16 protein-coding genes and 2 pseudogenes are annotated in these 13,911 nt (G+C 67.5%); 3 read left to right on the top strand and 15 right to left on the bottom strand.

The genetic code is table 11. From position 1 onward, the window contains the following. The 13 genes from hisI to nadA form a co-directional block, all read right to left on the bottom strand. Entirely contained in the window at positions 1–384 is a 384-nt protein-coding gene (gene hisI / locus GM1_RS03455) for a phosphoribosyl-AMP cyclohydrolase (RefSeq protein ID WP_008376664.1), read from the bottom strand. 32 nt (positions 385–416) lie between these two features. Then, positions 417–1,190, bottom strand: a complete 774-nt coding sequence (gene hisF / locus GM1_RS03460; protein WP_008376666.1) for an imidazole glycerol phosphate synthase subunit HisF — start codon at positions 1,188–1,190, stop codon at positions 417–419. Then, positions 1,187–2,035, bottom strand: coding sequence for an inositol monophosphatase family protein (locus GM1_RS03465; RefSeq protein WP_008376667.1), 849 nt, complete (start codon positions 2,033–2,035; stop codon positions 1,187–1,189). Before GM1_RS03465 ends, hisF begins: the two co-directional genes overlap by 4 nt. Continuing rightward, positions 2,032–2,775 carry a bifunctional 1-(5-phosphoribosyl)-5-((5-phosphoribosylamino)methylideneamino)imidazole-4-carboxamide isomerase/phosphoribosylanthranilate isomerase PriA gene (gene priA / locus GM1_RS03470; RefSeq protein WP_373278331.1) on the bottom strand — a complete coding sequence of 248 codons (744 nt, stop codon included), beginning with the start codon at positions 2,773–2,775 and terminating at the stop codon, positions 2,032–2,034. Before priA ends, GM1_RS03465 begins: the two co-directional genes overlap by 4 nt. A 24-nt stretch (positions 2,776–2,799) precedes the next feature. After that, positions 2,800–3,063, bottom strand: coding sequence for a hypothetical protein (locus GM1_RS03475; protein ID WP_008376671.1), 264 nt, complete (start codon positions 3,061–3,063; stop codon positions 2,800–2,802). After that, on the bottom strand, positions 3,064–3,705 hold the full coding sequence (hisH, locus tag GM1_RS03480; RefSeq protein ID WP_008376672.1) for an imidazole glycerol phosphate synthase subunit HisH: 642 nt from the start codon (positions 3,703–3,705) through the stop codon (positions 3,064–3,066). Then, the gene (gene hisB, locus GM1_RS03485) at positions 3,702–4,343 is read right to left on the bottom strand and encodes an imidazoleglycerol-phosphate dehydratase HisB (RefSeq protein ID WP_008376674.1); all 642 of its coding nucleotides are present in this window, start codon (positions 4,341–4,343) and stop codon (positions 3,702–3,704) included. Before hisB ends, hisH begins: the two co-directional genes overlap by 4 nt. Continuing rightward, the gene (locus tag GM1_RS03490) at positions 4,340–5,461 is read right to left on the bottom strand and encodes a histidinol-phosphate transaminase (protein WP_008376675.1); all 1,122 of its coding nucleotides are present in this window, start codon (positions 5,459–5,461) and stop codon (positions 4,340–4,342) included. The genes hisB and GM1_RS03490 overlap by 4 nt, the downstream gene beginning before the upstream one ends. Continuing rightward, positions 5,458–6,810: a histidinol dehydrogenase gene (hisD, locus tag GM1_RS03495; RefSeq protein WP_008376677.1), complete on the bottom strand. Its 1,353-nt coding sequence runs from the start codon at positions 6,808–6,810 to the stop codon at positions 5,458–5,460. Before hisD ends, GM1_RS03490 begins: the two co-directional genes overlap by 4 nt. 99 nt (positions 6,811–6,909) lie before the next feature. Then, positions 6,910–9,141, bottom strand: coding sequence for a serine/threonine-protein kinase (locus GM1_RS03500; RefSeq protein ID WP_008376680.1), 2,232 nt, complete (start codon positions 9,139–9,141; stop codon positions 6,910–6,912). A gap of 104 nt (positions 9,142–9,245) precedes the next feature. Then, the gene (locus GM1_RS03505) at positions 9,246–9,692 is read right to left on the bottom strand and encodes a GNAT family N-acetyltransferase (RefSeq protein ID WP_008376681.1); all 447 of its coding nucleotides are present in this window, start codon (positions 9,690–9,692) and stop codon (positions 9,246–9,248) included. Between the two features lie 97 nt (positions 9,693–9,789). Beyond that, entirely contained in the window at positions 9,790–10,677 is an 888-nt protein-coding gene (nadC, locus tag GM1_RS03510; protein WP_008376684.1) for a carboxylating nicotinate-nucleotide diphosphorylase, read from the bottom strand. Further along, positions 10,674–11,729: a quinolinate synthase NadA gene (gene nadA, locus GM1_RS03515; protein WP_008376685.1), complete on the bottom strand. Its 1,056-nt coding sequence runs from the start codon at positions 11,727–11,729 to the stop codon at positions 10,674–10,676. Before nadA ends, nadC begins: the two co-directional genes overlap by 4 nt. A 137-nt stretch (positions 11,730–11,866) precedes the next feature. Between nadA and GM1_RS23245 the strand changes: the two are divergent. The 3 genes and pseudogenes from GM1_RS23245 to GM1_RS03525 form a co-directional block, all read left to right on the top strand. Further along, positions 11,867–11,926, top strand: a pseudogene (locus tag GM1_RS23245) (hypothetical protein); the annotation flags it as partial. A gap of 118 nt (positions 11,927–12,044) precedes the next feature. Beyond that, a complete protein-coding gene (locus GM1_RS21485; protein ID WP_502907659.1) occupies positions 12,045–12,368 on the top strand; it encodes a DUF817 family protein in 324 nt (107 codons plus the stop codon). 9 nt (positions 12,369–12,377) lie between these two features. Next, positions 12,378–13,064 (top strand): NUDIX hydrolase, encoded by a 687-nt coding sequence (locus tag GM1_RS03525; RefSeq protein WP_008376688.1) that lies wholly within the window; start codon positions 12,378–12,380, stop codon positions 13,062–13,064. Positions 13,065–13,109: 45 nt separating this feature from the next. Here GM1_RS03525 and GM1_RS23250 read toward each other — a convergent pair. Next, positions 13,110–13,628, bottom strand: a pseudogene (locus GM1_RS23250) (DUF2567 domain-containing protein); the annotation flags it as partial. Continuing rightward, positions 13,625–13,855 (bottom strand): biotin synthase auxiliary protein BsaP, encoded by a 231-nt coding sequence (gene bsaP, locus GM1_RS03530; protein ID WP_008376689.1) that lies wholly within the window; start codon positions 13,853–13,855, stop codon positions 13,625–13,627. The pseudogene GM1_RS23250 and the gene bsaP, both read right to left, overlap by 4 nt. Between the last annotated feature and the right edge of the window lie 56 nt (positions 13,856–13,911).

A 13,911-nucleotide genomic window follows, 5' to 3' on the forward strand; every position in this document is an offset into this window, starting at 1 on the left:
TCAGTGCCCTCCTGTGTCGGGATCGGTGGAGTCGATGACGGAGTCGGTGAACTCCAGCGGCTCGGTGTCGAAACAGCTGTGATTGCCGGTGTGGCAGGCCGCGCCCACCTGGTCGACGGTGAGGAGCAGGGTGTCCCCGTCGCAGTCGATCCGGATGTCGTGCACGTATTGCGTGTGACCACTCGTCTCGCCCTTGACCCAGTACTCCTGGCGGGACCGCGAGTAGTACGTGCCCTTGCGGGTGGCGAGGGTCCGTTCGAGCGCCTCGTCGTCCATCCACGCCATCATCAGGACGATACCGGTGTCCCGTTCCTGGGCGATGGCGGCGAAGAGACCGTCCGGACCGCGTTTGAGTTTGGCCGCGAGTTCTGCGGGCAATGCCATGGGAACAACTCCTGGTGGAAGTGAATGTGCGATCAGCGGACGGTGATGCCGTCGGCCCGCATCGCGTCTTTGACCTGGCCGATCGTCAGCTCTCCGAAGTGGAAGACCGATGCGGCCAACACCGCGTCGGCTCCTGCGTCGACGGCGGGTGCGAAGTCGCCGACTGCGCCCGCACCGCCGGACGCGATGACCGGAATCGTGACGGCCGCCCGCACGGCGCGAATCATGTCCAGGTCGAAACCGTCCTTGGTCCCGTCCGCGTCCATCGAGTTGAGCAGGATCTCACCGACGCCGAGCTCAGCCCCTCGACGTGCCCATTCGACCGCGTCGATGCCGGTGCCTCGACGACCACCGTGTGTTGTCACTTCCCACCCGGACGAGGTCTTCTCCCCTGTCTCGGGAACCGTCCGCGCGTCCACCGACAGCACGATGCATTGCGAGCCGAAACGGCGGCTCATCTCGTCGAGCACCTCGGGGCGGGCGATCGCCGCCGTGTTGACGCTCACCTTGTCCGCTCCGGCGCGCAGCATGGTGTCGACGTCGTCGACGGTGCGGATGCCGCCGCCGACAGTCAGCGGAATGAAGATCTGGTCCGCCGTCCGACGGACCACCTCGATCATCGTCGAACGGCCCGAACTCGACGCGGTGACGTCGAGAAAGGTCAGCTCGTCGGCGCCCTCTGCGTCGTAGCGCGCGGCGAGCTCGACCGGATCGCCCGCATCACGCAGGTTCTCGAAGTTCACGCCCTTGACCACGCGGCCACCGTCGACGTCCAGACACGGGATGACCCGCACCGCAACACTCACTGCTCCACCTTGCTCTCGTTGGTTCGCCTGTCCGGCACACCGCTCTGGGCGACCACCGTCAGCAATTCTTCATGAAGTCGCTTGTCTCCGGCCACCATCGACCGTGAACCGACACGCCACGGGTGCCCGTGCACGTCGGTCGCGATGCCGCCTGCCGCCCGGATCAGTGCCACACCGGCCGCGTTGTCCCACGCATGTCTGCTGAACGACACCGCGCCGCCGAAGATTCCGGCGGCCACATACGCCAGGTCGGCGCCGGTCGACCCGGTCATCCGCATCCGCCTCGCCCGGTAGCTGAGCATCCGATACAACTCGGCACGCGCGGCGCCCGAGTACCGCCCTCCGCCGCGCGCGTTGTATGAGCCGCACCCGATGACCGCCGAGGACAACGCAGAGTCGACGAGCGGAGTGCCCGGCTCCCCGTTGACCGTGAACGACTCTCCGACCACCGCCGCATACGACTGATTGAGGATCGGCAGACGAGTCACACCGATCACCGGTTCGCCCTCGATCGCCAACGACAGCAGCATCGCCGCCATCGGGAGACCGACGGAATAGTTGTACGTCCCGTCGATCGGGTCGAGGATCCACACGGTGCCCGCCTCAGACGGAGGCCCTCCGAACTCTTCGCCGTGCACCTCGATCCCGGTCAGTTCCTGCAGTTCGGCACCGATGCGTCGTTCCAGCGACAGATCGACGTGCGTGGCGAAGTCGTCACCGATCTTGGACACGGCGCTGGGCGCCCCGAGCCCGTCGATGAACACGTCCTGCACCGAGTCGAGCACGCCCTCGGCCATCGACAGCAGCCGCTGCAGGTCGAGGTCGGCCGGAACAGGCACGGTCATGCCCCCGACGACACCGCAGCCAGTGCTTCGGGGAGGGTGAATCGTCCCGCGTACAGTGCCTTGCCGATGATCGCGCCTTCCACCCCGAGGTCGGTGAGGTCGGCGATCGCGACGAGGTCGGCCACCGTCGAGACGCCGCCTGAGGCGACGATCGGCGCGTCCGTCGCCCGCGCCACCTGCGCGAGAAGTTCGAGGTTGGGGCCGGTCAGTGTGCCGTCCTTGCTGACGTCGGTGACGACGTAGCGCGAGCAGCCGTCGTTGTTGAGGCGTTCGAGCGTCTCCCACAGGTCTCCGCCGTCGGTGACCCAGCCGCGACCACGGACTCGCCACGAGTCGCCGTCGCGCAACACGTCGAGTCCGACGGCGATCTTGTCGCCGTGCTCGGCGATCGCCCGCGCGCACCACTCCGGGTTCTCGATCGCGGCCGTGCCGAGGTTCACACGCGTCGCACCGGTCGCCAACGCCGCGGCGAGCGTCGCGTCGTCGCGGATGCCACCGGACAACTCCACCTTGATGTCGAGCTCCCCCGCGACCTCGGCGAGCAGCGCCCGGTTGTCACCACGACCGAATGCCGCGTCGAGGTCCACGAGATGCACCCATTCGGCGCCGCCCGCCTGCCATGCCTGCGCGGCGTCGCGCGGCGACCCGTACGAAGTCTCCGAACCGGCTTCGCCCTGCACCAGGCGGACCGCCTGCCCGTCGACGACGTCGACGGCCGGCAGCAGTTCCAGGGTCTTCATGCCCACAGTGGTTTCTCTCTCGCTCTACTTGTCGTCCGCCGCTGCGCGGCGTTCGTCGATCTCTCGCTGGACTCCCGCCAGCATGCGCTTCGACACCAGCGCGATCACCGCGACCATCACCACCACGGCGACGATCGCGACGATCAGTGCCGCGACCGCCGACGTCTGCGCGACGACGAGGATGATCAGGACGGCGACGACGAGCACCAGCACACCGGCGCCGAGTGCGTACGCCACCGATTTGCCGTACGAGTAGTCGTCGGCCGCGGACGTCTTCTTGGCTGCCATCTAGAGGCTCTCGATCCAGTTGACGAGCAGTTGCGAACCGACGTCTCCCGATTTCTCCGGGTGGAACTGAGTCGCCGACAGTGGTCCGTTCTCGACGGCCGCCAGGAACGGTCCGCCGTGGTCAGCCCAGGTCAAGAGCGGTGCGGCGATGTTCGATGCAACCGAGTCCATCTCCCACTCCTGCACCCCGTACGAGTGCACGAAGTAGAACCTCGCGTCGTCGTCGATGCCGGCGAACAGTGTCGAATCCGCAGGCGCCTGCACCGTGTTCCATCCCATGTGCGGGAGGACGTCGGCCTGCAGACGTGTGACCGAACCCGGCCATTCGTCGCATCCGGCGGTGTCGACGCCGAACTCGACACCTCGCGTGAACAGGATCTGCATGCCGACGCAGATGCCGAGCACCGGGCGTCCACCTGCCAGGCGACGGCCGATGATCCGGTCGCCCTGTACCGCGAGCAATCCCTCCATACAGGCCGCGTACGCACCGACGCCGGGTACGAGCAACCCGTCGGCGTTCAGCGCGGTCTCGAAGTCGGAGGTGATCTCCACGTCCGCGCCGGCCCGCTCGAGCGCACGCTGCGCGGAGCGGAGGTTTCCCGAGCCGTAGTCGAGCAGGGCGACCTTCTTCGGGGCACTCACAGGCTGCCCTTCGTGGACGGGATGCCGCTCACCCGGGGATCGGGTTCGACGGCTTCGCGCAACGCTCGCGCGACGGCCTTGAACTCGGCTTCGGTGATGTGGTGCTGGTCGCGGCCGTACAGGACTCGGACGTGCAGTGCGATCCGCGCGTTGAGGGCGATCGACTCGAACACGTGGCGGTTGATGACAGTCGAGTACGAGACGACCGGGCGATCGCCGCCCGAGTAGCCGCCGATGGTTGCGGTCAGCAGGTGCTCGGGTTCACCTGTGTGCACGCAGTACGGGCGGCCGGAGACGTCGACGATCGCCTGTGCGAGGGTCTCGTCCATCGGGATCCACGCGTCACCGAAGCGGCGGATGCCCTTCTTGTCGCCGAGGGCCTCGCCGATCGCCTGCCCCAGCACGATCGACGTGTCTTCCACGGTGTGATGCGCTTCGATGTCGATGTCGCCGGTCGCGTGGACCGTCAGATCGAAGCTGCCGTGCGCGCCGAACGCTGTGAGCATGTGGTCGAAGAACGGGACCCCGGTGTTGATGTCGGTGACGCCGGTGCCGTCGAGGTTGATCTCCACGACGATCGACGACTCGCGGGTGGTGCGTTCGACACGCGCGATGCGGGCCTGCGGTGCTGTGGTCACGCTGACTGCTTTCGGTCGGTGCCTGCCAGCTTCTCGCTGACCGACAGGAAGACATCGTTCTCGGCTGCCAGTCCAATCGTCGCACGCAAGCGGCCGGGGATGCCGACGTCCCTGATCAGCACGCCGTCGCCGAGGTAGCGCTGCCAGGTGGCGGGTGCGTCGGTGAACTCGCCGAACAGGATGAAGTTGGCGTCGGACGGGACGACGTCGTATCCCATCGCGGAGAGTGCTGCGACCACCCGCTCGCGTTCGGAGATGAGCGTCGCGACGCTGCCGAGGGTCTCTGCGCTGTGCCGAAGCGCTGCGCGCGCGGCCGCCTGGGTGAGGACCGACAGGTGGTACGGCAGGCGCACGAGGAGGATGGCCTCGATGACGGCGGGCGAGGCCGCGAGGTAGCCGAGTCGGCCGCCCGCGAAGGCGAACGCCTTGCTCATGGTGCGGGACACGATCAGCTTGTCGCCGAACTCGTCGAGCAGGGTCACTGCACTGACCTGCGATGAGAACTCGCCGTAGGCCTCGTCGACGACGACGATGCCGGGCGCCACCCGGAGGATCGCCGCAATCTCCTCGACCGGCACGCTGGCCCCGGTCGGGTTGTTCGGCGACGTCACGAACACGACGTCGGGCCGGTGCTCGGTGATCGCCGCGATCGCCACGTCGACGTCGAGACCGAAGTCGTCTGCGCGCTGCGCGGCGATCCAGGTGGTCTGCGTTCCGTCGGAGATGATCGGGTGCATCGAGTACGACGGGACGAAGCCCATCGCGCTGCGCCCGGGACCGCCGAACGCCTGCAGGATCTGCTGCAGCACCTCGTTGGAACCGTTGGCCGCCCACAGGTTGTCGACGGTCAGCGGAACACCCGTCGCGCCTGCGAGGTACGCCGCGAGATCTGTGCGAAGGTCGACGGCGTCCCGGTCGGGGTAGCGGTGCAGATCTTCGGCCGCCGAGCCCACGGCTTTCGCGACGTCGTCCACCAGCGCCTGCGTCGGCGGGTGTGGATTCTCATTGGTGTTGAGGACCACCGGAACCTGCAACTGCGGCGCGCCGTACGCCGATTTGCCTCGTAGCGACTCGCGAAGCGGGAGGTCGGCGAGGGTGTACTTGTCGCCGACGCTCATCGGGCGAATCTTTCCGGCGCCGGGAGCGGAGCGAGCGGGCCGAATCTCGCCGTGACGGCTTCGCCGTGGGCGGGCAGGTCTTCGGCGTTGGCGAGGGTGACCACGTGATCGGCCACTCCGGCGAGGGCGTCACGGTTGTAGTCGATGACGTGGACGCCGCGCAGGAACGTCTGAACCGACAGACCCGACGCGTACTTGGCCGAACCAGTGGTCGGGAGCACGTGGTTCGATCCGGCGCAGTAGTCGCCGAGACTCACCGGCGAGTACGTGCCGACGAAGATCGCGCCCGCACTGGTGATGCGCTCGGCGACCGCCGCAGCGTCTCGGGTCTGGATCTCGAGGTGCTCGGCTGCGTAGGCGTCGACGACCGCGACACCCGCGTCGATGTCGTCGACGAGCACGATGCCGGACTGCTTGCCTGCGAGAGCCTCGGTGACGCGCTCAGAGTGCTTGGTGCTGTTCGCGGCCTGCTCGACGGCGGCGTCGACGGCGTTTGCGAACTCCTCACTGTCGGTGACGAGCACCGATGCGGCGAGCACGTCGTGCTCGGCCTGGCTGACCATGTCGGAGGCGACGATCGCCGGGTCGGCCGAGTCGTCGGCGAGGATGGCGATCTCCGTGGGGCCGGCCTCGGAGTCGATGCCGACCACACCGCGGACGAGCCGCTTGGCAGCGGTCACGTAGATGTTGCCCGGCCCGGTGATCAGATCGACCGGGTCGAGGATCTGGCCCGTCAGGTCGGTTCCGCCGTAGGCGAGGAGTGCGACACCCTGCGCACCGCCGACCGCCCACACCTCGTCGACGCCGAGCAGCGAGCAGGCGGCGAGGATGGTCGGGTGCGGCCAGCCGCCGAAGTCCGCCTGGGCGGGCGACGCGACGACGAGCGACTGCACGCCCGCTTCCTGTGCGGGGACGACGTTCATGACGACACTCGACGGGTACACCGCGTTGCCGCCGGGAACGTAGAGGCCGACTCGTCGGACGGGGATCCACTTCTCGGCGACGGTTCCGCCCGGAACCACCTGGGTGACCGATGTGGAACGACGCTGGTCAGCGTGTACCAGACGGGCGCGACGAATCGACTCCTCCAGCGCAGCAGTCACGTCGTCATCGAGGTCGGCGCGGGCCTGGGCGATCACCTCGGCGGGGACGCGCACGGACTGCGGACGGATCCGATCGAACTTCTCGGTGTAGTCGAGCGCCGCATGCGCTCCATGCTCGGCCACCGCTTCGACGACGGGTGTGACGACGGGCATCACGGCGTTGACGTCTGTTCCGCCGCGAGGCAGCGCACGACGCAGTTCGCTCAGCGTCGGGGCGGCACCCCGCAGATCGGTTCGGGCGAGCATGGTTTCTCCACTTTCGAGCGAGGGATTTCGGCTCCCACCAGGATATGCGGTCACCGCAAACTGTTAACGATCGCCTCCGCGGTGTGTGACGTGGTCCGCTCAGATCAGCCGCTGCCCACCCCGGTACAGATGTCCACCCGCGTTCACCACGCTGCCGCCGACTGCGTCGTCCAGCGGCAGATTCCAGAGAGCGCCGTCCGACTCGGGACCGAACACGGTGATACCCTGCTCGCCGGACACCGCGATCCGTGTCCCGTCAGAACCGAGGGTGTCGTACAACGAAGCGATCACCCTCGACGCCCCCACTCCGGTCGCCAGGTCGTACCAGGCGAATCGTCGTGCGTCGTTCTCGTCGCCGCTCATGTTGTCGATGATCACTCCGCGTCCGGACGCCTTCGCGTGAGCACTGTAGGCCCCGTCGAGTTTGCGAGACCAGAGGACGTCTCCGCTGGCTGGGTCGATGACGCCGACCTGTTTGTCGAGGTTCGCCATCACGGGAAGTGCTGGAGCGGGCACAGTGAGGGCATTGCCCTGCGCCACGTAGAGCGGCCGCCAGTCCCCCGGAATCGCAGCGAGTCGCTTGCCGTCGTTGGTGTAGAAGTGGTCTCCCAGGACGAAGCCTGACGCATAGGGCGTCAGCTGGGGGTCCTCCGCGTACTTGTCGTCGGGCTTCGACACTCGGGTGAGTTCTCTGCCGTCGCTCACTCGAATGGCGATCGTCTCGGCTTTGAAGAATGCGTCGCCGTTCGATGCGGGCGCCACCGCGACCACGGAGCCGCCCAGGATCACGTTCTTCGTGGAGTCGCGCTCCCACACGGTGTCGCCGCGGTTGTTGACCACTGTGACCGTGTAGTCGTCGCCGGACCCGGTGGACATCACAACCGAGTCTCCGACCACCGCGTACGACGTCGACGACCCCAGTGCGGTCACCGAGCCGGTGACGGCGGCGCGAGCGAGATCAACGATCACGATGCGTCCGTGGTATCCGACACGACACGCCGCCCATGCTCCGGAGCCGTTGACGCCGCAGTCGGTTGGAGCGTCGTCGCCGGAGATCCGCGCGGTCCGGAGGAGCTTCGCCGTCGACGCGTCGACGATGTCGAGGGCGCCGTCCCGGCCGACGAGAACGGTGTCGCCGACGGCACCGACAACTCGTACCCCGTAGTTCTGGTCGATGCCCGGCGGCGCGTATCGCCAGGCGCCCGCGGTCGGTTCGGTCTCGAGCGACGCCAGAGGCGGCGTCACGTCAGGCAGGTCGAGTGCCCGTGCGCTGTCGGTCGGTTCCTGCACGTAGTCGCCTTGACTGGCCTTGAGACTGTCGGGGAGTGCAAACCATATCCCGCCTGCGACGACCACCAGTATGGCGACGACCGCCCCGACTATCACGGCGATGCGTCGGCCGGATCTCGGCCGGTGCTGCGGTCCGGCGATCATCGTCGGCGGAGCGTGGACAAACGACGGAGGCGATGGGACCGGCGGCAATGTCGGCGACGCGGCGGGCGGTGTCTGTGCCAGTGCGTGGTCGAGGGCCGCGGCAAATTCCGCGGAGGTGGCGAATCGCGCTGCCGGATTCTTTGCCGTCGCCCGCTGGAGCACTGCGTCGACGGCAGGCGCGAGGTCCGGCCGAGCGGTCCGGACGCTCGGAAGCGGATCGTTCAGTTGACTGCTGATCACCCGCGCGGCGCTCGACGCGGCGAACGGTGCACGACCGGTGAGCAGAGCAAACGCGGTGCACGCGAGCGAGTACTGATCGCTGCGGCCGTCGACCTGCAGTCCTTGGAGTTGCTCAGGCGACGCGAAGTCGACCGTTCCCACTGCCGTACCCGTCGACGTCAGCCCGACATCTGCAGACTCCGACCGTGCGATCCCGAAATCGGTGAGCAGGACGTCGCCGTCAGTGCTGCGCAGTATGTTGGCCGGCTTCACGTCGCGGTGGACCAGTCCCCTCGCGTTCGCCCTGTCGAGCGCGTCGGCGACCGTCCTGGTCACGAGCCTCACCTGGTTCGCGGTGAACGGGCCGTGTGTTCGGAGGCGATCGGCGAGGTCTTCTCCGTCGACGAACGCCATCGCGATCCACAGCCGGCCGTCGTATTCGCCGCGGTCGTGGACGGGGACGATCGCCGGGTGCCGCAATGACGCCGCCAGTTCTGCTTCCCGCTCGAAACGCGCCCGGTAGTGGGGATCCGACGAGAACTGCGGAGCGAGCACTTTCAGCGCGTCGTGCCTGGGGAGTCGTGGGTGCGCCGCGAGGTAGACCTCACCCATCCCACCGGAGCCGAGCAACCGCTCGATCGCATAGCCCGCGAACTCACTGCCGACGTCCAGGTTCACGCACGTCACCGTACACAACCGATCCGGTCAGATCGGGCTCTGCGTCATTCACACAACGTCGGCGACGATTTCCTGTCCTGCTCCGGAATTCGTCGCCGACGTTCTCAGCGGCGCATGGGGACGTGCGGAATGCCGTCCTCTATGAACTGCGGGCCGTCGGCGACATAGCCCCAGCGGGCGTACATCTGTTCCAGGTGCGCCTGAGCGTCCAGAACGCTCGGCCGGTCGCCGATGTCAGAGACGATCCGGTCGATGAGAAGCCTGACGAGGCCATTGCCTCGAAGTTCGTGGCGGGCGCACACCCGCCCGATGCGCAGGAGCGCGGTGCCGTCCGGGAGTTCGTCGGTCAGGAGCCTGGCCGTGGCGATCGGCGCACCGTCCAGGTCCGTGCACCAGTACTGAACCGCCGAAGGCTCAAGGTCTCGACCGTCGAGTTCGGGGTAAGCGCACTCCTGCTCGACCACGAACACGTCGACGCGCAACTGCATCAACCCGTACAAGGTCACCGGATCGATGTCGGCCAGGGCTGCGGCGTGCACGGTCGGATTCACCGTTCCATGATGCCGCGAAACGGAATCGTCCCGTCAAGCGCCCGCCACTCGGTCGGGTCGAGAAGCCGGTCGCGGGTGGCGTGAATCAGTCGTCCGCTCACATGTCCAGACCGAGGTCGAGGACGGTGACGGAATGGGTGAGCGCACCGACGGCGAGGTAGTCGACGCCGGTGGTCGCATAGTCACGGGCGACGTCGAGCGTGAGGCCTCCCGACGACTCCAGTTTCGTGTCGGGGGCACGCTTGTCACGACGCTGGACTGCCATCTGGGTTGCCCACGGCTCGAAGTTGTCGAGCAGAACCAGCTGGGGTGAGAGGCCGAGGACCTCGTCGAACTGATCGAGCGAATCGACCTCGACTTCAACGGGCACGTCGGGTGCTGCGGCGCGAACCGCGTTCAGAGCGGCGGCGACCCCGCCTGCGGCGACGACGTGGTTGTCCTTGATGAGCGCGGCGTCACCGAGACCCATGCGGTGGTTGACTCCACCGCCGGCCCGGACCGCGTACTTCTGCAGCACCCGCATGCCGGGCAGAGTCTTGCGCGAGTCACGGATCTTGGCACCGGTGCCCTCCACCGCATCGACCCATGCGGCTGTCGCCGTCGCGATGCCCGAGAGGTGACAGAGGATGTTCAGTGCGGTGCGTTCGGCTGTCAGCAGGGCACCTGTCGGCGCGGTGACGGCCAGCACCACGGCGCCGGGCTCCACCCGCGACCCGTCGACGATCTCCTCGGAGACCGTGTAGCGGTCCGCGCCGATCACCTCGTCGAACACCGCTCTGACCACCGGCAGCCCGGCGATCACACCGGACTGCCGAGAGACGATCCGCGCCTGCGCAACCGCATCGGCGGGCACCGTCGCGAGCGACGTGATGTCGGGCCCGTACCGGAGGTCCTCGATGAGAGCGGTCCGGATCAACGCGAGAACATCGTCGTCGATCTCCAGGCTCAACTCGCCGTTGACGTCGGCGTCTCCGATGAACGTCATTCGCCGCCGCCCGGGTTGCCGATCTCGATCATCCGCTGCACCGACGCGCGCGCACGCTCGGCGACATCGGGTGCGACGTGCACCTCGTCCTTACCCTCGCGCAGGCATCGGAGCAGAGCCGCCGGGGTGATCATCTTCATGTACGGGCACGCCGCGCGTGAGTTGACCGCCTGGAAGTCGACCTCGGGAGCGGCCTTGCGCAACTGGTGCAGCATGCCCACCTCGGTCGCGACGAGGACCTGCTTGGAGTGGGTCGCCCTGGCCGCGTCGATCATCCCGCCCGTCGACAGAATCTGCACGCGATCCGCCGGAACGGTCCCCTCGCCCGCAAGATACAGAGCGGACGTCGCACAGCCGCATTCCGGGTGGATGAAGAGCTCGGCGTCGGGGTGCGAGTCGACCTGATCGGTCAGCTCGTCGCCGTTGATGCCGGCGTGAACGTGGCACTCGCCTGCCCAGATGTGAATGTTGTCGCGGCCGGTCTCACGCTTGACGTGCGCGCCGAGGAACTGGTCCGGGAGGAACAGGACCTCGCGGTCGGGGTCGATCGACGCGACGACGTCGACCGCGTTGGACGACGTGCAGCAGATGTCCGTCAGTCCTTTGACCTCCGCCGTCGTGTTCACGTAGGAGACGACGAGGGCGTCGGGATAGTCGGCCTTCCACGCACGGAGGTCGTCGGCGGTGATCGAGTCGGCGAGCGAGCATCCGGCTCGCTCGTCCGGGATGAGAACCCGCTTCTCCGGGCTCAGGATCTTCGCGGTCTCGGCCATGAAGTGGACGCCGCAGAAGATGATCTCGTCGGCGTCGACCTCGGCCGCGATACGCGAGAGCGCGAGGGAGTCGCCGACGTGATCGGCGATGTCCTGGATCGCGGGCAGCTGGTAGTTGTGGGCCAGGATCGTCGCGTTGCGCGCCTTCGCTAGCCGCTTGATCTCGGCCGCCCAGGCGACGTCGGCCTCGACTCCCCCGTACGCGGCGGGGATCCCGTGGCGCGGGTCGGGCATGCCGAGGTCGGTCTCGGTACGTGTGATCACGGTGTCTGTGGTCATGGCGAGGAACACTCCATTCGCAGCGTCTCCGGCGACGGGCTGAGCCACCGGAGCAGGTTTCCGACTGATGGTCGATAACCCTGCGGCCATGGTAACACCCGTCACCTCGGGCGGCTCCGCACGACTATGAAGGCCGAGTGGAGAGGATCGTCGGCCCGGCACTCGAATGTTTCAAGGTTGCGGTCGGATCCTGGGCGTACCCCGAGCCGGGCGTTCTCGTGATCGGCGGCATACCGCTGTACGCGGATCGGGGTCGTCGGCGCACTGGCGGTCGCCGCGTACGCGAACTTCTGCAGTCACCACTGGATACCCGATCTGCGCATCCCGATACTCATCATGTTCGCCGCCGTGACGTGGCGCATGCGGGTCTGGTTCACCGTGAGCGATCGCCACTACTGGATGCCGCTCCCGGTGTCGTTCGTCCTCATCGGCTTCTTCCTCTGGGTCGCCGAGAACGTCGCGACCTACTTCGGCGCGTGGGAGTATCCCGATCAGGAAGGCGTCTGGCGGATGGTCCATCTCGGCAAGTTCAGTTCGTGGATCCTGCTGGTCAGTCTGAGCTTCGTCCTGGTATCGGCGCTGATGAGGCATCGAACATCGCGTGACTCCTCGCTCATCGGGCCCACCGTCGCACACTAGACTCGACGCATGCCGAGCTCCGTGGACGTCGAGGTCCTCACTGCCGTGTTCCAGGTCCGCGAATGTGGCGACCGCGGACACACGCTGCACGTGCTGCTGCATCGCGCGTCCGACGACTCCGACACGTGGCGACTTCCGGGGGGCCTCGTCGGGGACCGCGACACACTCCCGACGTCGGCCGGCCGTCACCTCGGCGAACAGGCCGATCTGACCCGGGTCGCACACCTCGAACAGTTGTCGGTGTTCTCCGACCCCGATCGTGTGCCCGCCAGGCGGACCATCGCGTCGACCTTCCTCGGACTCGTTCCCCGCGACATCCCGGCCGATCCGGCTACCGCCGCGGCGGCGTGGTTCGACGTCGATGATCTGCCGGAGTTGGCGGGCGATCACCGCGACATCGTCGACCTGGCTCGTCAGCGACTCGCCGGGAAGCTGTCGTACACCAACATCGCGTTCGCGCTCGCACCCGGAACGTTCTCGATGTCAGAGCTTTCCGAGATCTACGGGGCCGCCCTCGGCTACCCCGTCGACGCGACCAACCTGCTGCGGATTCTGTCCAGGCGCGGTGTTGTGGTCGCCACCGGCACTGTCGGCCGGACCGGTCGGACCGGCGGACGCCCACCCAGCCTGTACGCCTTCGCCGACTCCCGGCTGCGGGTGACCGACGAATTCGCCACCTTGCGTCCCCCACTCTGACCCGACGAGATCCCCCGGGCGCAGGGCCGGGTTCTTCGCCGTCAACACGCAGATCAAATAGACGATCAGTGCGGTCGTCGGAGCGCAGATGAGCAGCAACCACGGCGGGGCCACGTCACTGTCGAACCACAACTTCGCTGTCAGGTGATACTCGCCGGGATTCACACGGTTGAGGTCGGGGCGCGTCGCCTCGGCGATCGACGTGCCGATGTTCATCGCCAACCCGGCCGACACCACGGACATGACCGTGGTCAGGATCAGTCCTGGCACGCCGCGCATGTGCGGGAGGCCGAACCAGCTGGCGAGAGCGAGCACCGCACCCAGCCCGAACGACAGCAAGGCGAACACCGCCACTCCTCCGAACAGGTTCGCCGATGCCCCCTGGGAGAACCGAGCGTCTCCACCGGGGAGCACGGTCACCGTGATCGGCGGGGCGAGCCACACCCACAACGCGCCGGCCGCCACCGAGAGCACGACGACCACCAGGACAAAGAGCACGGGTGTACGGCGGTTGATCGCATTCGGGTTCGCCGGCGCGGGGCGAGAGGGCACGGCGGTGGTCATCGGCGTCCGAGCTCCACCGAGTCGACGGTGCCGTGACGCGAACACCGGGCGTCCCAACCGTCCGGACGCACCTGCACCACCATCCGGCGGCCGCACTGACCACAGAACCGCGGCGGTTCGAGACCCATTCTGGCAGCTGCGGGCACGGCGTCGTCGGCCTGGAGTTCCAGTTCCACCCCGGTGAAGACACCGAATTTCAGCGGCTCTGCAAGCGGTGTCGGGACCATCAGGCGTCTGCCTCCTTCTCGGGCGAATCACCCACGACGCTACACGCCGCGGACGA

The sequence above is a fragment of the Gordonia malaquae NBRC 108250 genome, from assembly GCF_000344135.1.
Classification (GTDB): Bacteria; Actinomycetota; Actinomycetes; order Mycobacteriales; family Mycobacteriaceae; genus Gordonia; species Gordonia malaquae.